This window comes from Pseudomonas lactucae (genome assembly GCF_016937615.1).
Taxonomy (GTDB): domain Bacteria; phylum Pseudomonadota; class Gammaproteobacteria; order Pseudomonadales; family Pseudomonadaceae; genus Aquipseudomonas; species Aquipseudomonas lactucae.
The window spans coordinates 1-20,158 of sequence record NZ_JAFHKI010000132.1; the positions used below are offsets into that span (position 1 = coordinate 1).

A 20,158-nucleotide genomic window follows, 5' to 3' on the forward strand; every position below is an offset into this window, starting at 1 on the left:
GTCGCACTTGCATGCGCAGCTTCAGGTCGGCGATCGGCTGGAGGCGCGGGCGCCCCCAGGGGCACTTCACGGTGCGGCCCGCCGAGCGCCGGCCGTTGGTGCTGCTGGGCGCGGGTGTGGGGATCACGCCGTTGCTGTCGATGCTGCGCGAGGTGGTGTACGAGGGCAAGCGCATCAACCGCATGCGCTCGACCTGGCTGATCCAAAGCGCCCGCACCCCTGAGGAACTGGCGTTCGCCGCTGAGCTAAAGGAGCTGGTGGCGCGGGCCGGCGACACGCTGCGCTGGCTGCGTGTCGTCAGTCAGGCGCCTGGTTCGGGGCCGGGGGAGGGCTACGACGCGGTGGGCAGGATCGACCTCGCGCTGCTCAAGTCAGTCCTGCCGTTGGACGACTACGACTATTACCTGTGCGGCCCCGGTACCTTCACCCAGGCGCTGTACGACGACCTGCGCGGGTTGCGTATCCCGGACGAGCGCATTCATGCGGAAACCTTCGGGCCGTCCACGCTGGTGCGCGATGCTGAGGTCAGCGTGACGGCACCGCCACAGCCGCCGGTGTCCGGCGAACCGGTGAAAGTGCTGTTTGCCACCTCCGGCAAGGAAGCGCGCTGGGAACCCGGTACCGGCACCTTGCTGGAGTTGGCCGAAGCCCGTGGCCTCACCCCGGAATTCAGTTGTCGCGGCGGCTCGTGCGGTACCTGCAAATCCACCTTGAGCCGTGGCCAGGTGCATTACCTCAACACCCCGGCCGAGCCTTTGGCGCACAACGAAGTGCTGATCTGCTGCGCCGTGCCGGCCCAGGGCAGTGAGCCGTTGGTGCTGGAGATCTGAACGCCCGCCGTGGCGAGCACTGTTGCGGATTCTGAAATGCTGAACTGTAAACCCTGGTTATTCCGCTGTTGAACGCCGTAGCTGAACATAGCGCCACCGACGCACAACGCGTCGTCAAACCCAACCTTGGTAATGGAGCACGTCATGTCCCTGAACGCGATCAAACTGTACCGCCACCCCCTGTCCGGCCACGCCCATCGGGTCGAGCTGATGCTGTCGTTGCTGGGCTTGCCCGTCGAGCTGATCTCGGTGGACCTGGCCAACGGCGCGCACAAAGCCCCCGAATTTCTGGCCCTCAATCGCTTCGGCCAGGTGCCGGTGATTGACGACAGCGGCACGGTGCTGGCCGATTCGAATGCGATCCTCGCCTACCTCGCCGTCAAATATGGCAACGGCCAATGGCTGCCCGCCGATGCGCTGGCGCAGGCCAAGGTGCAGCGCTGGTTGTCGGTAGCGGCCGGCCAGATCAGTGCGGGCCCTGCCACGGCGCGGTTGATCACAGTGTTCGGGGCAGCGTATAACGCCGAGGACGCGATCGCGCGCTCCCATGCCTTGCTCAAGGTCATGGAGCAAGAAGTGGGCGACAGTGCGTTCCTGGCCGGCGACAAGCCGACCATCGCCGATATCGCCGCCTACACTTACGTGTCCCACGCGCCGGAAGGCAATGTCGACTTGAGCGACTACCCGCAGGTGCGTGCGTGGCTGAGCAGCATCGAAGCGTTGCCCGGTTTTGTCGGCATGCAGCGCACCGCGATAGGCCTGCAACAGGCGTGATTCACACCACCACAACGGGTTTGCCATGGATCGCTTTCAAGAAATGCAGGTGTTTGTCAGCGTCGCGGAAGAAGAGGGTTTCGCCGCCGCGGCGCGTCGCCTGCATATTTCCGCGCCGAGCGTGACGCGGGCCATTGCGGCCATGGAGGAGCGCATCGGCACGCAGTTGCTGGCGCGAACCACGCGCAGCCTGCACCTGACCGAAGCCGGCCAGCGCTACCTGGAAGATTGTCGGCGTATCCTGAGTGAACTGGACGAGGCGGAGCAATCCGCCTCGGGCGGCTACTCGTTGCCGCGCGTCACCTCACGGTGACCGCGCCGGTGCTGTTCGGCGAACTCTACATCGCACCGTTGCTGACCGATTACCTCGACCTGTTCCCCGCCGTGCAGGTCAACGCCTTGCTGGTCGACCGGCTGGTGAACCTGTCGGATGAAGGGATCGATGTGGCCATCCGCATCGGCCATCTGCACGACAGCCAGCAACAGGCGATCAAGGTGGGCGAGGTGCGCCAGGTGATCTGCGGCGCGCCGGAATATTTCGCACGGCACGGCCGGCCCAGCCATCCACAGGATTTGAGCCGCGCCAACGTGGTGATGTCCAGCGCCAGCACGTTGTTGAGCGACTGGCACTTCAGCAGTGATGCCGGGCCACTGAGCGTGCGCGTGGAGCCGCGCTTGGTGGTCAGCGCCAACCAGGCGGCGATCCATGTCGCCCGTGAGGGCTGGGGGTTGACTCGGGTGTTGTCGTATCAAGTGGCGCAACGCGTGGCCGATGGCGAACTGGACCTGGTGCTCGAAGCGTTCGAGCCTGCCGCGTTGCCGATTCATGTGGTGTACCAGAACACCCCGAGGGTGCCGGCCAAGGTGCGAACCTGCGTGGATTTTCTGGTCGAGCGCCTGCGCGAAGATTTCAGGCTCAAACCTGTGAAGCCTGGCGCCGCTTGATGGACCGCTACCATGAGATGCGGATGTTCCGCGCCTTGTCGCAGCGCCCCAGCCTGGCCTCGGCGGCGCGCTTTCTGAATGTCTCCGGCCCGACGCTGGTGCGCGCCATCGCCCGTCTGGAGTCGCGGCTTGGCGTGCCGCTGGTGGTACGCAGCACACGGGGCGTTGCGCTGACCGAGGCCGGTGCGGCGTTCATGGCCGACTGTTCGCGCATCCTCGATGATATCGAGCAGGCCGAAGTCTGTGCCAAGGGCTTGCACGTGCAGGCACAAGGCAGTCTGCGGGTGCATCTGCCGTTGCTGTTCAGTCGTTATGTCATGGCGCCGATGCTGACACGCTACATGGACCTGTACCCGCAGGTACGGCTCTTTGCGCATTACCATGACCGCGTCGTCAACCTGCATGAGGAAGGCGTTGATGTGGCGGTGGTGATGGGCCATTTGCCCAGTTCCTCCTTGATCGCACGCCCGGTCGGGCAGGTGCGCTCGATCGTCTGCGCCAGCCCGGCGTACCTGGCCATCCATGGCGAGCCCCAGGTTCCGGAGGACCTGCTGCGGCATCGGCTGATCGCCGTGCAGGCCCATCAGGACAAGGTGCAGTGGCCGTTCCAGGCCGGTGCCGAGACCTGCTTGTTCAAGGCGCGCCCCCACCTCGGTTGCTCCACCGTCCAGGCAGCCATCAGTGCCGCCGCCCAGGGTGCCGGGCTGGTGCGGTGTGAAAGTTATCCACTGTACGACTATTTGCAGAGCGGGCGGCTGCGCCCTGTGTTGGGCGCCTACGAGACCGCGTCGCTGCCGGTGCAGGTGGTCTATCGCGAAGGCCTCAAGGCACCGATTCGTGTGCGCAGCCTGGTTGATTTCCTGGTCGAGCACCTGCGCGAGCACCCGGCGTTGCGCTAATGATCGTTCCCACGCTCTGCGTGGGAACGATTCGGCGCCTCCGAACGGCCCGAGCGCTTTGCCCCTGTGTCGACATCAAGCATGACAACGGCGCAACCAGGCTACTTGGGCATCGCCGAGCGCACTTAAGGTGGTGCGCATTCGGTCGCAGAGAACAACAAGAACAATGAATAGCTTGAACTCCATGGATTCCAACGCTCAGTTGGCGCAAGGCTTCAAGCCGCGCCACGTCACCATGCTGTCCATTGCCGGGATCATCGGCGCGGGGTTGTTCGTCGGGTCCGGGCACGCCATCGCGGCCGCCGGGCCGGCGGTGTTGCTGGCCTATCTGGCCTCCGGTTTGCTGGTGGTGCTGGTGATGCGCATGCTCGGCGAAATGGCCGTGGCGCGGCCCGACACCGGCTCGTTTTCCACCTACGCCGACCAGGCCATCGGCCCTTGGGCGGGGTTTACTATCGGTTGGTTGTATTGGTGGTTCTGGGTGTTGGTGATCCCGATCGAAGCACTGGCGGCGGGGCATGTGCTCACCCAGTGGTTCCCGCAGGTGGATGGTTGGCTGTTCGCCTTGTTGTCGATCATCCTGCTGGTGATCACCAACCTGTTCAGCGTGGCCAAGTACGGTGAGTTCGAGTTCTGGTTCGCGATGGCCAAGGTGGTCGCCATCATCGGGTTTATCGGCCTGGGGTTCAGCGTGTTGATGGGCTGGATTCCCGACCGCGAAGCCAGCGGTCTGAGCCGGTTGATGCAGGAGCACGGCGGTTTCGCCCCCAACGGCCTGTCGGCGGTGGTGGGCGCGTTCATTACGATCATGTTCAGTTTCATCGGCACCGAAGCGGTGACCATCGCTGCGGCCGAGTCGAGCAACCCGGCGCAGAACATCGCCAAGGCCACCCGTTCGGTGATCTGGCGTATCGGCATTTTTTACCTGTTGTCGATCTCCATCGTGATTTCCGTGGTGCCGTGGAACGACCCGCTGCTGGCGTCGGTGGGCTCCTATCAACGTGCGCTGGAGTTGATGAACATCCCCCATGCCAAGTTCATGGTTGACCTCGTGGTGTTGATCGCCGTGGCCAGTTGCATGAACTCCTCGATCTACATCTCGTCGCGCATGTTGTTCTCCCTGGGCAAACGCGGCGATGCGCCGCAAGCTCTCAAACGCACCTCGGCGGCGGGCGTGCCCAGGGCCGCGGTGATCGCCAGCACCATCATCGGCGCGGGCGTGACGTTGCTCAGTTACTTCATGCCGGCCGGGTTGTTCCAGTTCCTGCTGGCCAGTTCCGGCGCCATCGCGTTGCTGGTGTATCTGGTCATCGCTATCTCCCAACTGCGCATGCGTCGGTTGCTGCGGCGGCAAAACGTCGAGTTGAGCTTTCGCATGTGGCTGTTTCCCTGGCTGACCTACCTGGTGATCGTGTTCATCTGCCTGGCGCTGGGGGTGATGATGGTCACGCCGGAACACCGCACCGAAGTGTCGTCGACCATTGGCCTGGCGCTGGCGATTGCCTTGATCGGCCTGGTCACGGCACGCCAGCACGGCCCGGCGGCCGAAGCGGTTTCGCTGGGGCAATCCTGATCAGCCACCGGGGAGTATCGGCCATGGCTCCTGACGCGCCTGCCTGCCAGACCATCGGCTTTTTGCTGCTGGACCAGTTCACCCTGATTTCCCTGGCTTCGGCGGTCGAGCCCTTGCGCATGGCCAACCAATTGGCCGGCGAAGAGCTCTACCGCTGGCAAACCCTCAGCTTCAACGGCCAGCCGGTGTGGGCGAGCGATGGCGTGCCGGTCACGCCGGATGCCTCGACGCAGGCCCCGCACAGCTTCGACGCCGTGATCGTGTGCGGCGGCGTGGGGATCCACACGGCGGTGAAGCCCGAACACATCGCCTGGCTGCGCAACCAGGCCCGCGTGCATTGCAAACGCCTGGGCGCGGTGTGCACCGGCAGTTGGGCGCTGGCCAAGGCAGGCTTGCTCGACGGCTTCCAGTGCAGCGTGCATTGGGAGCTGATGGCGTCGATGCAGGAAGCCTTTGCACGGGTCACCGTCAGCTCCAGCGTGTTCACCCTCGACGGCAACCGCTTCACCAGCTCCGGCGGCACCGCGCCGCTGGACATGATGCTGCATCTGATCGGCCGCGATCACGGCCACGAACTGTCGGCGGCGATATCGCAGATGTTTGTGTACGAGCGCATCCGCAACGAACGCGACCACCAGCGCGTGCCGCTCAAACACCTGCTCGGCACGCAACAGCCGAAGCTGCAGGAAGTGGTGGCCTTGATGGAAGCCAACCTGGAAGAACCCATCGACCTCGACGACCTGGCGGCCTATGTGCAAGTGTCCAGGCGCCAATTGGAGCGGATGTTCCAGCGTTACCTGTACTGCACGCCGTCGCGTTATTACCTCAAGCTGCGCCTCACCCGTGCGCGCCAACTGCTGATGCAAACGCCCATTTCGATCGTGGAACTGGCGGTGATCTGCGGCTTCGTGTCCACGCCGCACTTTTCCAAATGCTATCGGGATTTCTTCGGCGTAGCGCCCAGTGACGAACGCTCCGACATGCGCCTGCACCCCCCGGTGGCGACTCGGCCGGTGGTGCATCCGCCTTCACCGGCCGGCCGAAGAACACCCTGGAACAGGCGCGCGATGAGCCTACGTTTGCGAGTGTGCAGATTCAACGACGTTGAGGCAGATGCCAGACCGCGGTGCCTGCATCGCAGCCTCGCTGGGGCTCGACAGCGCCTACAGTTGATCTCTGTATTATTCCTCGCCCTCGTTGCCTGCCTCAACGCACCCGCGTCCTGCTCTGCACCGCCAGGTCCAGGGCCTTTTGCATATCGAGCCGCGCCGAGCGCCCCACGTCCTTGTCATTGAGCTGATAGTTACGCTCCGACGGCAGGATCGGCGCGGTGAGGTCCTGGGCGTCGCTGCGTTCAAAGTCATGGTTGTCGCCAATAGCCATCGAACTGCGGCGCAACAGCGTGCGCAATTGCTCGGGTTGCAACTGCGGGTTGATCGACAGCATGGCCGCCAGCAGGCCCGCGACCATTGGCGTGGCGTAGGAGGTGCCGCAATGCACGGCGCCTTGCTCGCCAGCGTCGGGGGTGGATGCATGGGCGCAGGCGGCGGCGGTGATGTCGACGCGCATGTCGACGTTCGAGGAACTGCGCGTGACCGCATAGGCTGGGTCATCCACGGCGATACCGGCCTGCTCGCTGCGCTGGTGGCCGCCCACCACCAGCAACTGTTCGGTGATGAACGAGGAGGGCAGGCGGTAGTCGTCCGTGCCCGAAAACGCCGAGCCGTTGCCGGCGGAGTTCACCACGATCACGTCGGGATGCTCCTTGCGCAGCCACAGGAAGAATTCCTCCAGCAATTCTTCGTAGCCGCTCATGGCGATGCCCGAGCGCACCAGCGAGTCGACGTCCTGGCCGTTGACGTCCTTGGTGCCGACGCGATGAATGCCCCAGCTCCAGTTGAGCACGCGCACGCCATCTTCCACGAGGTTGACTGAGGCGGCGATGTTTGCGGTAATTCCTGCGTCGGAATTTCGCTCGGCGATCACGTCGAAGCCGCCGCTGGCCTTGTCCAGCCCACGCAGAAAACCGCTGTTGCCGCCGTCGTCCCAACGCGCTGCGAGGATGCCTGCGACGGTGGTGCCATGGCCGTCCGCCGCACCGGTGTCGCGTGCGTACACGCAGGTTCGCCTGGGCGCGCAGGCACCCAGATACTCGGCGAAGTCCGCCGTGTCGAAGTCGACGCCGCGCTCGATCACCCCCACGCGCACCGGTTGCGGCACGATCGGCGTGTGTTGCCCCGGGATGCGCCGCTGGTAGTAGGCCACCGCGTCGAGAAAACGGTTGGCGGCCCATTCATCGGAGTCGGGTGCCGGTTTTTTTGGTGCTTCACGGCGCGTGGCGGTTTGCTCGGTTTCTTCGGCGGCGGACTCTTCGATCACCACGGCGTCCACGCCGGTCTCGCTGCCCAGGCGCAGCACCAGCGCATCGCGTTGCGTCAGGTCCTTGGCCGGCAGGCGCAACTGGTAGACGTTCAGCGGCGCGATGCTGCCGACCACCGTCGCTCCGTACTTGCGCGCCAGGCGCTCAGCCTCCTGGCGACCGTTCTGGTCTTCTTCGATCAACACGCTGACCAGGTCCACATAGGTGGTCAGGCCGTCCATGTTTTTCGCCACTTCGCTGGGGCCGGCGGCCACCACATGGCTGTTGCGCAGTGTCAGCCAGGCCGCATTGCTGACGCGCGGGCCGTCTTCAAGCCACAGCGGGCCGCTCTGCTCGCGGGCGCTGTCCAGGCGCACGCGCAATTGGTCGCCCTGGTGCTCAACGGCGCTCGCCGGCAGTGTCTTGCCCGCCAGTTTCAGCTGCGGCGTGGTGGTGCCCAGCCCGCGCACGCTGAGGCACCAGTCCTGCTGGCGGCTGTCCAGCAGGTTGCCGCAGCGCTTGAGGTTTTCCAGGCGCAACGCGTCCTGAGCCGTAGCGGGTGTGGCGGCAGCCAATGTGAACAGCGTGGCGAGTGCAGCGAAGCGTAAGGGCATGAGCGCAGTTCCGTGCCGGGGCGTTTTGTTCCGACTGCGCCGGGGCACGCTTCGTTCAGCGTGAACGCCATGCAACAACCGTTGAACTCGCCCTGGCCAAGCTCACTCCTAACCGAAGAGGGACTGCACATGACGGATGTGACCATGACCCAGCAACACCCACACTGCGACGACGCCGGCGCGGTCTTTGAAACCGATTTGCCCGCGCGCCTGGACCGCTTGCCCTGGGGCCGCTTCCACACCTTGCTGGTGTTCGCCCTGGGCATCACCTGGCTGCTCGATGGCCTGGAAGTGACCCTCGCGGGCTCGGTGTCCGGCGCGCTGAAAGACAGCCCCGAGCTGCGCATGAGTAACGTCGACATCGGCCTGGCCGGCGGCGTGTACATTGCCGGAGCCGTGCTCGGCGCGCTGCTGTTCGGCTGGCTCACCGACCGCCTGGGCCGCCGTAAGTTGTTCTTCATCACCTTGTGGCTATACATCGGCGCCACTGCCGCCACGGCGTTCTCGTTCAGCCTGGAAAGTTTCCTGCTGTTTCGCTTCCTCACCGGCATGGGCATCGGCGGCGAATACACCGCCATCAACTCGACAATCCAGGAGTTCACCCCGGCGCGTTATCGCGGCTGGGTCGACCTCACCATCAACGGCACCTTCTGGCTTGGCGCAGCACTCGGCGCCGGCGGCGCCATCGTGTTGCTAGACCCGCAAGTGGTCGGTGGCGACCTCGGCTGGCGCCTGTGCTTCGGCATTGGCGCGGCGCTGGGCCTGATCATCCTGGTGATGCGCCTGTGGCTGCCGGAGAGCCCGCGCTGGCTGCTGATCCACGGCCAACACGATGAAGCCCGACGCATCGTCGAAGGCATCGAAGCGCGCCTGCGCGACCAGGGCCATGATTTGCCGCCCGTCACCAGCCCGCCCCTGCGTCTGCACGCCCGCGACCACACGCCGCTGGCCGAGATATTCCACACGCTGTTCGTCAGCTTCCGCCGCCGTGCGCTGGTAGGCATGACGCTGCTGACCGCCCAGGCCTTTTTCTACAACGCAATCTTCTTCACTTACGCCCTGGTGCTCACCGACTTCTACCAAGTGCCCGCCGAGCAGGTCGGCTGGTACGTCCTGCCGCTGGCCCTCGGCAATTTCTGTGGGCCGCTATTGCTGGGGCGTTTGTTTGATGTGATCGGCCGTCGCGTGATGATCAGTTTCACCTACGCCCTGTCCGGCGTGCTGCTGGCGTTGAGTGGCTATGCGTTCCAGCAGGGCTGGTTCGACGTGACCCAGCAGGCGCTGGCGTGGATGGTGATTTTCTTCTTTGCCTCGGCGGCGGCCAGCTCGGCGTACCTGACCGTGGCGGAGACGTTCCCGCTGGAGATTCGCGCGCTGGCGATTGCGGTGTTTTATGCGTTCGGCACGGGGTTGGGCGGGATCATCGGGCCGACGTTGTTTGGGCAACTGATCCAGACGCAGCAGCGCGGCAGTTTGTTGATCGGCTACCTGATTGGCGCGGCGCTGATGTGCGCGGCGGCGTTGGTGCAGGCGGTGTGGGGTGTGGCGGCGGAGCGCCAGGCATTGGAGCGGGTGGCGCGGCCGTTGTCCCAGGCCGCGGATTGAGGGGCTGGCGGTGGCCGTAATGTTCAGCGCTGCTTGCGTGATTCGAGACCTGCAAACACCAGCATGCCCGCCAGCATGGCCGCGGTGAACAGCACCGCCTGCCATCGCCCCGTCAGCAGCAAGGCCAAGGCCGGTCCGGGACAGAGCCCGGCAATCGCCCAGCCCATACCGAACACGATGCTGCCCAGCACCAGCCGGCGGTCGATGTTGCGCCGTATCGGCATCTGCATCGGCGCGCCGAGCAATGAGGTGTCACGCCGCCTGGCGAAGAAGAAAAACACGCTGCTCACCATCAACGCACCGAGCATGACCAAGGCCAACGAAGGGTCCCAGTCGCCAGCGAGGTCGAGAAAACCCAGCACCTTGGCCGGGTTTGTCATCCCGCTGAGGTACAGCCCCAGCCCGAAGATCAAGCCAGCAATCAACGCTGTGATTTTGCGCATGCTCAGGCCCCCAGTAGATGACGTAGCACGTAGACGCCGGCAAAGCCGCTGCCCATGAAACAACCCACCGCTACCAGCGAGCGCACCGACAACCGTGAAAGCCCGCAGATCCCATGCCCGCTGGTGCAGCCGGCGCCATAGCGCGTACCGATCCCCACCAACAACCCCGCCAGTACCAGCGCCACGCCACCGGCCTGGAACGAGGGCTGTGGCAACGGCGCGCCGAGTGACCAGATCAGGGGCGAGGCGATCAACCCCGCGACGAATACCAGCGCCTCCCCACGGCCATCGCCACGCCTGGACAGCAGGCTGCCGAGCAGACCGCTGATACCGGCAATGCGCCCGTTGAGCAGAATGAACAGGCCGGCGGACAAACCGATCAAGGCACGCCGAGCAGGGAGGTCCATGGGGTGAAATCGGCGGAGAAGCTCATGGTCGGGGCAGCCTTCGGGGATTGGAGGGGAGTGCATCGATAGCACAGTTTTAACCCGTATTGCGTGAAATGTCGGTGGTAGAGGGGGTGGCTCAAGCGATGGCGCGCAAGCACCGCTATGATGTTCGATTCCGGCGCGTAATTTTCCATGCGCTTCGCGATGCTCATCCGTCAGCGACGTGCCAACCGCGCGCGCCAGTCGCCGGCGTGCTTCAACTGGCATTCCTCTTCAGAATCAAACTGCACGCAGCGCGCCATGGGCAGGGGCGGCACGTCGGCCTTGTGCAGCGCAGCGGCGGTCAGCTCGCTCATGCGTTGATCTGCGCCGGCGGTGAGGGCTCGGTCCTTGTTGGCACGGGTGTCGAACACCCACGTCACGCGAAGGCTGTGGGGGAAGGCTGTGTAATCGACGGTGTGCGTCAGCCATTCGAACCCCTGGATTTCGGCTTTGGCGGTTTCGCAGGCGTCAGTCAGGGTGGCGATCAGTTGGCGTTCGAGGCGGGCGCTGTCGCGTTTGGTGGGCGGCATAGGGGGCTCCGGTTTCCGATGGGCTGTTGTGGTGAGCGGGCTTGTCCGCGCCGGGCTGCGCAGCAGCCCTAAAACCCTCACCTCGGTTAATCCTGACACACGGCGGTGATCTTATTGGGGCTGCTTCGCAGCCCAGCGCGGGACAAGCCCGCTCACCACAGGGAGGCTTTCCCGTTCTTAAAAACTGTGTAGCAAGGGCTGGAACAGGGTCGGCAGATAGCCGACCGTTTGTTTGGCGCAAGGACCGACGAGTAGCCTGATAAGGTCAGCGCAGCCTGCCAGCATTAACCGGGATGCAGATTAGCAGTGTCCACACGTTATGCCGAATCTGCCGGGCCCAGGGAGTCGCCGTCGTCCGTCCAGAACCGGGACGATTCAGTGGCTATGATTTTCCGACCCTACCGGTTGGACCTGACCGCCATCGCCTTGTGCATGGTGGTTTTTCTGGCGGCTGTCACGCAATCGCCGATCACCTGCGCGATCATCGTGATGGAGATGATTGACAGTCATGGGATGGTGATCAGCCTGATGTTTCAAACGACGAAGCGATTCACCATCCTATTAAGATCGACCGCCAACTTTGACATTTCTCCGCAGGCGCTGGCGGTTTGACTGGCGCCGGCAGAACTCTGCACGGCAAGCTCTCGAATACTCACAAGATTACGGTCAACTTCACGAGCGACATGTGCTTGTTCTTCAGATGCAGTGGCGATCAACGTGTTGCGCTCATTGATCTGCGTAATGGCCTTGGCGATCTGATCCAGCGAACTGCTGGCCTCTTGTGCAACATCGAGGGATTGGGTCGCCAGCTCTTTGCTTTTGCTCATGGCTTCCACCGCTTCGGCTGAGTCGCTCTGCATGGCGGAGATCATCTGTTCGATCTCTTGAGTGGAAGACTGCGTTCGGTGCGCCAACGCCCTGACCTCGTCCGCGACCACGGCAAAGCCGCGACCTTGCTCACCGGCCCTTGCGGCTTCAATGGCTGCGTTGAGAGCCAGAAGGTTGGTCTGCTCGGCGATGGCCCTGATCACTTCGACGACTTTGTTAATGCTTTGAGCGCGCTGTGACAACACCTGAATCTTGTCACTCGTGGTGTCAACGTTGCCGCTCAGTTTTTCAATGGACTTCAATGTTTGAGAGACGCGCTCCAGGCCGGTCTCCGTGAATCCCTGTGTACGACGCGACTCTTCGGAGGCCGACTCTGCATTGCGAGCCACCTCGTCAACCGCCGCGCTCATTTAGGTTACAGCGGTGGCCGCCTGGTTGACCTCATCATTTTGTGCAACAAGGCCTCGACTGGATTCCTCCGTGACCGCCGTCATTTCTTCTGCGGCCGAGGCCAGTTGCGTGGATGAATCACTGATCTGCATGATGGTTTTGCGCAGGTTTTCCTGCATCTGGGCCAGCGCTTTTAACAGGCGCGCGGCTTCATCTTTCCCGCTGACCTGCACTTCTTTGGACAGATCACTGCCGGCAATGCGTTCGGCCACGGACAAGGCTGTCCCTATCGGGGTGGTGATGCTCTTGGTCAGAAGGGTTGCCAGCGCGACAGTCAGCACCACGACACCTGCGATAAGGCCAATAATGACCCAGATGCCTTCGGCGTAAGTGACGGTTGCGTATTGCCCAGCAGCTGTCGCGCCATTGTCGTTGTAGTCAGTCAGGGCTTTGATCTCGCCTTCTAACCGATTCGTCAACGGGCGGATGCCTGTACTCACCTGGCTCACCGCTGCAGGTATGTCAGCGCGCGCCATTAAAGGTTCGAGAATGTCCAGCTGTTTAGCGTACGCATCGGCGGACGCTTTAACCACGAGATACAGGGTGCGTTCTTCGTTGCTCGCGATCAGACGCTCATACTGGGTTACCGCATCCGCCAAAGCCTTCCGGTAGCCTGCAAAGGATGCAACGGTCGACTGAAGTGTTGTAGGGTCAGCGAGTGCGCGCTGAGTTTCGAGCCTCAGGCGCATCACACCGGAGTTCATTAATGCTGTTTGCCTGATACTTGGCAGCCAGTTGGTTTCAATGTCTTTTTCTGCGTCCCTCAGTTTGCCCATCTGCACCGCAGCGACTGCGCCGAGCACAAAGACCAATGCGATGATCGAGGCGAAAAACAAGGAAGCTCGTGGAGCTACGTTAAGGTTTCTAAGGTTCATGTGAGCTTCCTAGCTACGAGGTGGGGAGCGGGTTAGTCAGGTTATCGACCTGACGTTGGGAAACTTAATCGGGCCGTTTTGGTTATTCGTGCCACGTCAACGCGCCAGCTGTTACGGTGACCACTCGTGGAGCCAAGGCCCGTAAGGCACTGTGCATCCAGAGTCCATACTTCTGCCGTTGAACCGTAAGAAAGGGATTTTCGTGAGAGCGTTTCTGATAGCAGGCCTGGGCATGCCCGAGAGCAACCGCCGGGTGGAGGCGAAAGGCCAAGCGCTGGCGCGTACCGAACTGAAGGTCCCGGCGGGTAAACCGTTCGCGATGAACTTCCAGAGTGAAGGCCACGTTTCCGCCGGCTATTCCTATAGCTGCCAACAAACCTTTCGTTTCACCCCAACGGCGCATCGGGACTATGAACTGATCCTGTTGGACAGTGGCCGGTGTCTGGTCGCGTTGCAGCGTTTGAGTCCGGGGGGGAACCTGTAAATGAGGCTGTTGAGAAGGCGGGGCTTTGTCGAGCGATGGATGTCTTTTAATGGCGTTCGTCTGTGCTAGTTGTAGCAAGGTCTCCAAAAACAACGGTTCATTGAGCAGCCGAGTTTCTATTCGGCATGTTTTGAACCGACTGCATCGCACAGCAGTTCCAACAACTCGTTCGCCAGGGCCGCCGCTTCTTGTCGATAGTCTGTGTTCCAGCGGTACGACCAGTTATCAGGCTTTCCCTCATCCTCCCATTGCGCCAATGCAAGCCCGTTGAGTATTTCCAGCTCGAACCAAATACGCTGCCAAGCGACAGCGTCCTGGACTGACGCCGCGTCTTGCCACAGGAATTCTGTTTGCGCGACGAATGCCGCCCATGCAAACAGATCCTCTGAGGCTCGCTCGCCGATCGTTCGGAAGTATTTTGCGCTAGCCAATCAACGATTCCTTGTAGTCGTTTACCTGTTTAGTAAACGTCTATCCCCGGATAGAGATCCGCGGGTGGACGATAATTGGGGGTCTCAAAGCGGCTGTTCTCGTAATGGGTTTTGGCCGTCGGTCCATCGCCGTTATAGGTCACCTGCGGGTTTGGCGTGAGATGCCAACCGTTTCCTTCCTTGTCGCGCTCGATCAGTGATGCATATAACCTACAGTTGCCTGATGAGCCGGATGTCAGCCTGAACTGGTAATAGCGTCCGGCTTGGGGCGTGAACTTCGTCGAGACATAGCAGGAACGAGTGCGTGTCCCCTCCCAGAATAGATCCACTTGCGTTTCGATACCGGGTCGGATCTGCGTTTCGTAATAGTCCCATGTAAGGTCTTGCCCTGCCTTTGGCATGCCCACGTCCTGTGTGTGGGTGAACGGCAGGGGGCCGGTGCGAACGGCGCCGCCCGAACGTTTGCCGTTTTCGTATTGGTAAATTTCGGCGTGCTGCGTGTAGTCGACGATACGTACCCAGGCAGGGTTGGGCTCGTTTTCGGGCGCGGTAAAGTAGTTGGTATGGGGCAAAAACTGGCAGCCTGCGAACAACGGCAATGCAACCAGGCAGAGCAGAGGGCGTATCGACATGAAGCCTTTCCTTTTGCGGAGTCAGAATTACAGACCGCAAAAGAGGAGGCGCATTGCGTAACGGCTGAAAATTCTGTGGCTGAGTCGTCGCAACGATATCGGTTTCAACCGGTCGCGAAAGGCAGAAATCGGCCAGACGCAGTCAGTTGTCAGCACCGAGAACTGCCTCAGCTAGCTGGTCATCGAAGTACTCCGTGTCATCGCGGGGCTCTGAATCCAATCGCCGCCTGGCCTCGGCCAACATTTGAGGAACTGCGATTCGCTGGTTCAGAAAAGTAGCGACCATGAGATCTGACAGCTCTTTAAAAGGCGTGTCCCAGGCATCTCGACAGTGCTGAAGTAACGTTGTGGGAGCCTCTCCTTTCCAAGGGCCAATGATGCTGGCTACTGTCGTCGGTTGGACCATTGGCATCAATTCGTGCTGGTTGGAAAAAGGGATTCTACCGACAGATCGCACGCAGTGCGAAGGGCCGCTTTGGCTCGAAAGCAATCATCCACGACCGGCACCCATCGACCCGGAGCTGCCCAAGTCAATGGAGCGCCTCATCAACTGCCACCATCGGTTAGAATCCGCAGCTTATTTCGACAATACTTGCTACAAACGAGGAAATTCAATGACAAGGATGGCCGTTGTTCTCACTTTACTGAGTTGCATGGCGTCGACCTCTGCATTGGCGGCGTCTGATTGTCCGTTTCCGCAGGGAATGCAGGCATCCATCGGTGCGTCGAAGGAAGCTATTGCGGCCAGGCAAGCGGGCGTCGCCAAGGATGATCTGCTCAACAAGATTTCCCCCGCGGCCAACGGGCAGATGTCCCAGATGCTAAAGAGTATCGTCGACGAGGTTTACGATTATCCGGTACTGCTGCCCGAGGTGTACGCCGCCTTCCGGTTCGAGCGCTGCTTTGTTTCGCAGCAGCACGCCGAACAGGTCGCGGCGATGAAATTTGCCGATGCCTATCCGCTGCTGAAGAAATGCGAACAGCTCGACCCCCAAGGGGCTCGACCGCCTTGTGCAATGCGCGTCGTGCATACAGTGACCGGAATTCCCGAGTAAACGATCCGTTAATGTGCTCGCGGAATGCATGCGGTGTTGCTGCGTCCTTAAATCGAGAGCGAGAGGTCGCCTCCATTCTTGTCCGCGTCGAAGCCCGCTTCATTACCTCAATTTAATGACAGCTTTGGACTGAAAACAGCCATGAGTCAGATATCCATTTCAAACCAAAAGACCTCCGTGCACATTCGTTGGCTGAAAGCTCTACGCCCGTTCTCATTGCTCCTCCTGATGTTCGGCGCTGAGGCCGCCCTGGGGGCCGTGAGCGACAAAGCGGTTAGCCTTTTCGCGGCAGGGCGGTATCAGGCGACGATTGAGGAAGCGGATCGCGTGCTTGCAACCGAGCCTGCCAACTCCGAGGCGTTGAATATCAAGGCGCTGGCAGTCTCCGTGCTGGGCGATGACCGTACTGCGGTCGTCCTGGTCACCCAGGCACTGGAGGCGGCTAAACAGAACGGACAGGCCTCCATTGCGCAACAGGCGACCTACTGGAACAGCCTCGGCTATTTTCACGAGCGACTACGCAATCTCGACATTGCCCTTGGCTACTATGAAAAATCCTTGAAAATGCGCCTTGCGGTACTCGGCACGGATGACCTGATGATTGCCGACAGCTACAACAACATCGGTACCGTGCAGAGCAAACTGGGCCGATATGAAGAGGCCTTCGAAAACCTGCGCAAAAATATCGCGTTGAGAAAGCGACTGCTGGGCGAACACGACGCTTCGGTAGCCGTCTCACTGAACAACTTGGGCAATGCCTATAACCTTCAGGGCAATCACGAGGCGGCACTGCCGCTTTTTCAACAGGCACTGGATATCGACATGGCCCTGCATGGTCCCCATCATCCGACGGTCGCCATTCGCTGGAACAACCTCGGCGACGCCTATCGTGGCCTGGGCCAGTACGACAAAGCGGAAGCCTTCCTGACGATGGCGCTGAACAGTGACCGCGCAACGTTTGGAGAGAACCACCCCAAAGTAATTTTGCGCCACTTCAACCTTGCAAGAGTCTACGAGGCTGAAGGCGACACCGCCAAGGCACGCGCCGCCTACACAAAGGCGCTTCAGATACTCAGGCAGGTCGACCCCGATGACTTGGCGCAAATCCGCTATTTCGAAGAAAAACTGCGGACACTGCAAGGCTAGTGCATGAGCATCGGTGGGCCATCTTTTTCATGCGGCCCACCTCATGCCGACGCTTGCGTCAGAACCCTTGGCTGACGCTGATGCCGCGCGTCGGCATCCTGCATTCAAGGATTGGCTTTCATCCGCCCCAGAACCGCCGTGCGCAGGCATTGCCAGGCGATAAACCCGATAATCAACACCTCGGCCACCCCCAAAAACACATTGAATGAAAACGCGACCGGTTGTTCGGCCCAGTAGAACGTCGTGTATCCCGATTTGCCGCTGAGCCGCAACCTCCCGCTGAGCACCGCCGGCACCAGTGCGACGATCTGATTCAACTCCAGCACCGCCAGAAAAGCGCCCACCAGCGTGAGCAGGGCGCGTGCGGGAATACTGAGTTGTTCGGTCGATTCAACCGTTGGCATGGGGCCTTGGGCTTTGCGCCGCCTGGCGATCTTCGCGGGTGTCGGAGTGGGCCGATAGGGTGCCGGCTGACCGACCGCGGAGCCAATGATGACCTCGGCTGGCACCGCCACGTTCAGGTAGTCCGCCAGCTCCCGCAGCCACAACTCGGTGCGTTTGCTGCCCGGCACCACCGGAACGTGATCGGTGGTCAAACGCTGCTCGCTGCCATCTCGCATCACCAGCCACAGCTGGGTATAGGCGGGCTCGGCCTGTTCGCGACGACGCAGCTCCAGGGCGCGCGGGTTATCGAGGTTGAATACCGACTTCACCTGCTCGCGACGCCCGAAAAAGTTCTGCATGCGGCGCTTGCCTTCCCCGTCGACGCGTGACAACAGCAACGACTCGCGCGAGCCCATGTACACCATCAGGGACAAGCCCAGGGCAGGCATCAGCAGCAGCGCCAATACTAACAGCAGGGTCGACAGGGGATTCAGGTCGGCCAGTTGCGCTTGCCATTCGGTAAGCCAGAACCCAATGCAGGCTACCGGCAGGATCAAGGCGATTGCGCCGGTCAGCAGCATAAATGCGCTTTGCACAAGGTTGCGTGAGTGGATGTGCAGGTCGCCGTTGGCGAGGTGTTCGAAGCGGTGGCCGATTAGCATGTGAAAATCCATAGGCGCCGGGGGGCAAGACCGCTTCGGGGGCCGAAAGGCTGGGGTCGAGGTTGATGCAGGGCAGAATACCTTATGCTGGGCACGTCGCGAGTTGAGGGTACGAGGGTGAGCGCTGGCAATTGAGCGCAGATGCAGCTGTTCTGCGTGGCGGGAATCGGCCAAAATCGGTCATCTTGTGAATACGAACCAAGGGGCAATTTATTTGTTCGGAGCAAACGTAGGTGTCAGGAAAGGCGTGCTATCCGGACGGTTACTTTGTTCTCGAGTACACTTCGGTTTCACTATTGGCGTTGCCATGACTATGCTGCCTGACACAACTGAGCCACACGGATATCAAGCATGGAAGGCATTATCAAACGCTACAGCAACGTTTGGGGTGATGACCCTAGCAGTCTGATCAAGCAGTATCACTTTCAGCCTGAGCTAACGGAGAAGCTTGATGCGTTGAACGCTAAAGATTTTGATCATCAAGCTTTGCTAGAGATCGTACTGTGGAAACTAAATAGATTCCCGCGATTGGAGCCCAGCCTACTGGCAGAGCTGAAACATATAGGCGATTGCAAGCCCAAGGCGCACAGGGAAGCAGATGCTGTGCTTCGCAAACTGCTCGCATCTCCAGGCATCCGTCTCCCTATGGCATCGACCATTCTCCGGTTTCTCAATCCTGAAGTGTTCCAAATCATCGATGACCGGGCTTATCGTGTACTTCGACCGGGCGAGCCCTTATACCCGAGCAAACCCGCGAACGGTGCGAGCCCTGATCGATACCTGGCAAATTCAGTCGATATTTATTTCAAGTACCTCGATGCGATGCACGAGATAGTATCGGAACGCCTGCCATTCAACTTGGCAGACCGAATTCTTTACCAGCTCGACATTGCGCTCGGGAACAAGATTGGTAGCCGAGAGTATTAAAGAAAGGGGGGCAAGTAAAAAAAGAAAGGGGCAGGTTCATTCAAAGCAAAAATAAATAAATCCGTCCCAAATGGCAGTCCCAAATGGCACTGCAAATGGCACTTATTGGAGGGGGCCTGGCCCAGCCTGATTCAATGGGAGCAGCCGGTGCACCCTGCGACGATGCTTGAAGATAAAGGTTGCTCATTGCAGATGTTCGATATTTTTCATCCTGTGCCGGAGAAAATTAGCCAGTTGCTTGACGCCATGAATTTCTCCGGGCCAGTTCGACTTCACAGGTGCGATAGCGTTGAGATGTCACGCTTGGTTTCTTGTATCGAAACCCCAAGTGATATCAGGAAGTTATAGGGTAAACCTCGCATGCGAGGATGAGCTGTATAGGTACTGGCGCAGAATGGTAATAGCCTAAGTTACTCGGTGTTTTTCGGGGGGGCGCCCTTGGTTTGATCCGATAAGGGGAACTGGATAAGGTGAATCAAATAAATTCGTCGCGATTTCGCGGTAAGACGTTAGGTGGGATGTAATTATGATTTCTAGGGCTTTTTTGCGAGGGAAGAGGTGGCGAACTTCTAATGAGTGCTTTTCTATTAATCGTCACCGATGGTTATTTAATTTTTTTTAAAAGGGTCAAGGTCAAAGTTGTAAGTTGTAAGCGTATTCGCTCTGTCCATCTCCTCAATGTATTCTTGTGTGTACGGATCACCTATTAGACTGATAATTTTGTCGATTTGAAGAGTGTCAGGTTGAGCTCTTGGATCTGTATGGCGAATAGTGAAGAAACCATTTTCGAGATCTAAATTCGTTAGCGTACCGCTTTTTGTTTGATAGTTTATCGCGCCAGGAAAATGCCCATCAACAGTAATGGACGTACCAATGGGTGTCGCTGCTAGGCGTTCCTTGAAACTACGCATTTTTTGCGTCCTCCGAATGTGACTGATGTACTACTATGAAAAAGTTAGCAGACGAAGCGGGAGGGTATATATTCTTTTCTAATAATTGTTGTGTTTTTTGGTTTGTTATAGGTCTGGCTTGAAAAGCCTATGCGGTGTCTGAGGGGAGGTGTGGGAATAAATAGCGATTGAAAACTGAAAAAAGGAACAGATTTATGTGCGCCAGGCAAAGCTTGGTCGCCTGGGACTGACGGCGCAAGTCGTCACGAAATGGCGTAAGAAACTCAGTGGGTATGAACCCCGCCCGGTAAAGGTTAGCCACCGACCGGAAGCGAGTCTTGCGTGGTGGCCGGGTAACCGGCGCTGCGAAGCGTAGACAGCGAGCGTATAG

15 protein-coding genes and 6 pseudogenes are annotated in these 20,158 nt (G+C 60.3%); 12 read left to right on the forward strand and 9 right to left on the reverse strand.

What is annotated here, in order from left to right; translation table 11 throughout:
- From JWR98_RS22250 to gbdR, 6 genes and pseudogenes are all read left to right on the forward strand, one after another.
- Positions 1–830: pseudogene (locus JWR98_RS22250) on the forward strand (flavin reductase family protein); the annotation flags it as partial.
- 144 nt (positions 831–974) lie between these two features.
- Positions 975–1,604 (forward strand): glutathione S-transferase family protein, encoded by a 630-nt coding sequence (locus tag JWR98_RS22255; protein WP_078733970.1) that lies wholly within the window; start codon positions 975–977, stop codon positions 1,602–1,604.
- A 25-nt stretch (positions 1,605–1,629) separates the two neighbouring features.
- Positions 1,630–2,549: pseudogene (locus JWR98_RS22260) on the forward strand (LysR family transcriptional regulator).
- Positions 2,549–3,448, forward strand: a complete 900-nt coding sequence (locus JWR98_RS22265) for a LysR substrate-binding domain-containing protein (RefSeq protein WP_205491214.1) — start codon at positions 2,549–2,551, stop codon at positions 3,446–3,448. Before JWR98_RS22260 ends, JWR98_RS22265 begins: the two are co-directional and overlap by 1 nt.
- Positions 3,449–3,614: 166 nt before the next feature.
- Complete coding sequence (gene gabP / locus JWR98_RS22270) at positions 3,615–5,021, forward strand: GABA permease (protein WP_078825479.1); 1,407 nt, start codon at positions 3,615–3,617, stop codon at positions 5,019–5,021.
- Positions 5,022–5,044: 23 nt separating this feature from the next.
- Positions 5,045–6,129, forward strand: a pseudogene (gene gbdR / locus JWR98_RS22275) (choline metabolism transcriptional regulator GbdR).
- Positions 6,130–6,227: 98 nt separating this feature from the next.
- Here the strand turns inward: gbdR and JWR98_RS22280 are convergent.
- Positions 6,228–7,994, reverse strand: a complete 1,767-nt coding sequence (locus tag JWR98_RS22280) for a S8/S53 family peptidase (RefSeq protein ID WP_078733964.1) — start codon at positions 7,992–7,994, stop codon at positions 6,228–6,230.
- 129 nt (positions 7,995–8,123) lie between these two features.
- Between JWR98_RS22280 and JWR98_RS22285 the strand changes: the two genes are divergently transcribed.
- The gene (locus JWR98_RS22285; protein WP_225908820.1) at positions 8,124–9,599 is read left to right on the forward strand and encodes an MFS transporter; all 1,476 of its coding nucleotides are present in this window, start codon (positions 8,124–8,126) and stop codon (positions 9,597–9,599) included.
- Positions 9,600–9,622: 23 nt separating this feature from the next.
- Here JWR98_RS22285 and JWR98_RS22290 read toward each other — a convergent pair whose 3' ends face one another.
- The 3 genes and pseudogenes from JWR98_RS22290 to JWR98_RS22300 form a co-directional block, all read right to left on the reverse strand.
- Positions 9,623–10,042 (reverse strand): DUF6691 family protein, encoded by a 420-nt coding sequence (locus JWR98_RS22290; RefSeq protein WP_003175147.1) that lies wholly within the window; start codon positions 10,040–10,042, stop codon positions 9,623–9,625.
- A 2-nt stretch (positions 10,043–10,044) separates the two neighbouring features.
- Positions 10,045–10,475, reverse strand: a pseudogene (locus JWR98_RS22295) (YeeE/YedE family protein).
- A 171-nt stretch (positions 10,476–10,646) separates the two neighbouring features.
- Positions 10,647–11,003 carry a hypothetical protein gene (locus JWR98_RS22300; RefSeq protein WP_205491215.1) on the reverse strand — a complete coding sequence of 119 codons (357 nt, stop codon included), beginning with the start codon at positions 11,001–11,003 and terminating at the stop codon, positions 10,647–10,649.
- Positions 11,004–11,423: 420 nt separating this feature from the next.
- On the opposite strand from JWR98_RS22300, the pseudogene JWR98_RS22305 reads away from it, so the two are divergent.
- Positions 11,424–11,534 (forward strand): annotated as a pseudogene (locus tag JWR98_RS22305) (chloride channel protein); the annotation flags it as partial.
- A 2-nt stretch (positions 11,535–11,536) separates the two neighbouring features.
- Here the strand turns inward: JWR98_RS22305 and JWR98_RS22310 are convergent.
- Positions 11,537–13,156, reverse strand: a pseudogene (locus JWR98_RS22310) (methyl-accepting chemotaxis protein).
- Between the two features lie 202 nt (positions 13,157–13,358).
- Here JWR98_RS22310 and JWR98_RS22315 point away from each other — a divergent pair.
- Positions 13,359–13,640 (forward strand): hypothetical protein, encoded by a 282-nt coding sequence (locus JWR98_RS22315; RefSeq protein ID WP_205491216.1) that lies wholly within the window; start codon positions 13,359–13,361, stop codon positions 13,638–13,640.
- A gap of 116 nt (positions 13,641–13,756) precedes the next feature.
- Here JWR98_RS22315 and JWR98_RS22320 read toward each other — a convergent pair whose 3' ends face one another.
- The gene (locus JWR98_RS22320; RefSeq protein WP_205491217.1) at positions 13,757–14,071 is read right to left on the reverse strand and encodes a hypothetical protein; all 315 of its coding nucleotides are present in this window, start codon (positions 14,069–14,071) and stop codon (positions 13,757–13,759) included.
- Between the two features lie 29 nt (positions 14,072–14,100).
- A complete protein-coding gene (locus JWR98_RS22325) occupies positions 14,101–14,703 on the reverse strand; it encodes a hypothetical protein (RefSeq protein WP_205491218.1) in 603 nt (200 codons plus the stop codon).
- Between the two features lie 377 nt (positions 14,704–15,080).
- Between JWR98_RS22325 and JWR98_RS22330 the strand changes: the two genes are divergently transcribed.
- Together JWR98_RS22330 and JWR98_RS22335 are read left to right on the forward strand one after the other, a co-directional pair.
- The gene (locus JWR98_RS22330) at positions 15,081–15,758 is read left to right on the forward strand and encodes a hypothetical protein (RefSeq protein ID WP_143480886.1); all 678 of its coding nucleotides are present in this window, start codon (positions 15,081–15,083) and stop codon (positions 15,756–15,758) included.
- Between the two features lie 141 nt (positions 15,759–15,899).
- Positions 15,900–16,904 (forward strand): tetratricopeptide repeat protein, encoded by a 1,005-nt coding sequence (locus JWR98_RS22335; RefSeq protein ID WP_078733956.1) that lies wholly within the window; start codon positions 15,900–15,902, stop codon positions 16,902–16,904.
- 104 nt (positions 16,905–17,008) lie between these two features.
- On the opposite strand, the gene JWR98_RS22340 is transcribed toward JWR98_RS22335, so the two are convergent.
- Positions 17,009–17,950 carry a hypothetical protein gene (locus JWR98_RS22340; RefSeq protein WP_179119939.1) on the reverse strand — a complete coding sequence of 314 codons (942 nt, stop codon included), beginning with the start codon at positions 17,948–17,950 and terminating at the stop codon, positions 17,009–17,011.
- A 351-nt stretch (positions 17,951–18,301) separates the two neighbouring features.
- On the opposite strand from JWR98_RS22340, the gene JWR98_RS22345 reads away from it, so the two are divergent.
- Positions 18,302–18,877 carry a hypothetical protein gene (locus JWR98_RS22345; protein ID WP_078733954.1) on the forward strand — a complete coding sequence of 192 codons (576 nt, stop codon included), beginning with the start codon at positions 18,302–18,304 and terminating at the stop codon, positions 18,875–18,877.
- A gap of 608 nt (positions 18,878–19,485) precedes the next feature.
- On the opposite strand, the gene JWR98_RS22350 is transcribed toward JWR98_RS22345, so the two are convergent.
- Positions 19,486–19,788: a hypothetical protein gene (locus tag JWR98_RS22350; RefSeq protein ID WP_143480885.1), complete on the reverse strand. Its 303-nt coding sequence runs from the start codon at positions 19,786–19,788 to the stop codon at positions 19,486–19,488.
- Positions 19,789–20,158: the final 370 nt, after the last annotated feature.

Bases quoted from the DNA above. Each gene is read 5' to 3' on its own strand.
- JWR98_RS22255 (WP_078733970.1), top strand. From the start codon at position 975: ATGTCCCTGAACGCGATCAAACTGTACCGCCACCCCCTGTCCGGCCAC.
- JWR98_RS22265 (WP_205491214.1), top strand. From the start codon at position 2,549: ATGGACCGCTACCATGAGATGCGGATGTTCCGCGCCTTGTCGCAGCGC.
- gabP (WP_078825479.1), top strand. From the start codon at position 3,615: ATGAATAGCTTGAACTCCATGGATTCCAACGCTCAGTTGGCGCAAGGC.
- JWR98_RS22280 (WP_078733964.1), bottom strand. From the start codon at position 7,994: ATGCCCTTACGCTTCGCTGCACTCGCCACGCTGTTCACATTGGCTGCC.
- JWR98_RS22285 (WP_225908820.1), top strand. From the start codon at position 8,124: ATGACGGATGTGACCATGACCCAGCAACACCCACACTGCGACGACGCC.
- JWR98_RS22290 (WP_003175147.1), bottom strand. From the start codon at position 10,042: ATGCGCAAAATCACAGCGTTGATTGCTGGCTTGATCTTCGGGCTGGGG.
- JWR98_RS22300 (WP_205491215.1), bottom strand. From the start codon at position 11,003: ATGCCGCCCACCAAACGCGACAGCGCCCGCCTCGAACGCCAACTGATC.
- JWR98_RS22325 (WP_205491218.1), bottom strand. From the start codon at position 14,703: ATGTCGATACGCCCTCTGCTCTGCCTGGTTGCATTGCCGTTGTTCGCA.
- JWR98_RS22330 (WP_143480886.1), top strand. From the start codon at position 15,081: ATGCTGGCTACTGTCGTCGGTTGGACCATTGGCATCAATTCGTGCTGG.
- JWR98_RS22335 (WP_078733956.1), top strand. From the start codon at position 15,900: ATGAGTCAGATATCCATTTCAAACCAAAAGACCTCCGTGCACATTCGT.
- JWR98_RS22340 (WP_179119939.1), bottom strand. From the start codon at position 17,950: ATGCTAATCGGCCACCGCTTCGAACACCTCGCCAACGGCGACCTGCAC.
- JWR98_RS22345 (WP_078733954.1), top strand. From the start codon at position 18,302: ATGGAAGGCATTATCAAACGCTACAGCAACGTTTGGGGTGATGACCCT.
- JWR98_RS22350 (WP_143480885.1), bottom strand. From the start codon at position 19,788: ATGCGTAGTTTCAAGGAACGCCTAGCAGCGACACCCATTGGTACGTCC.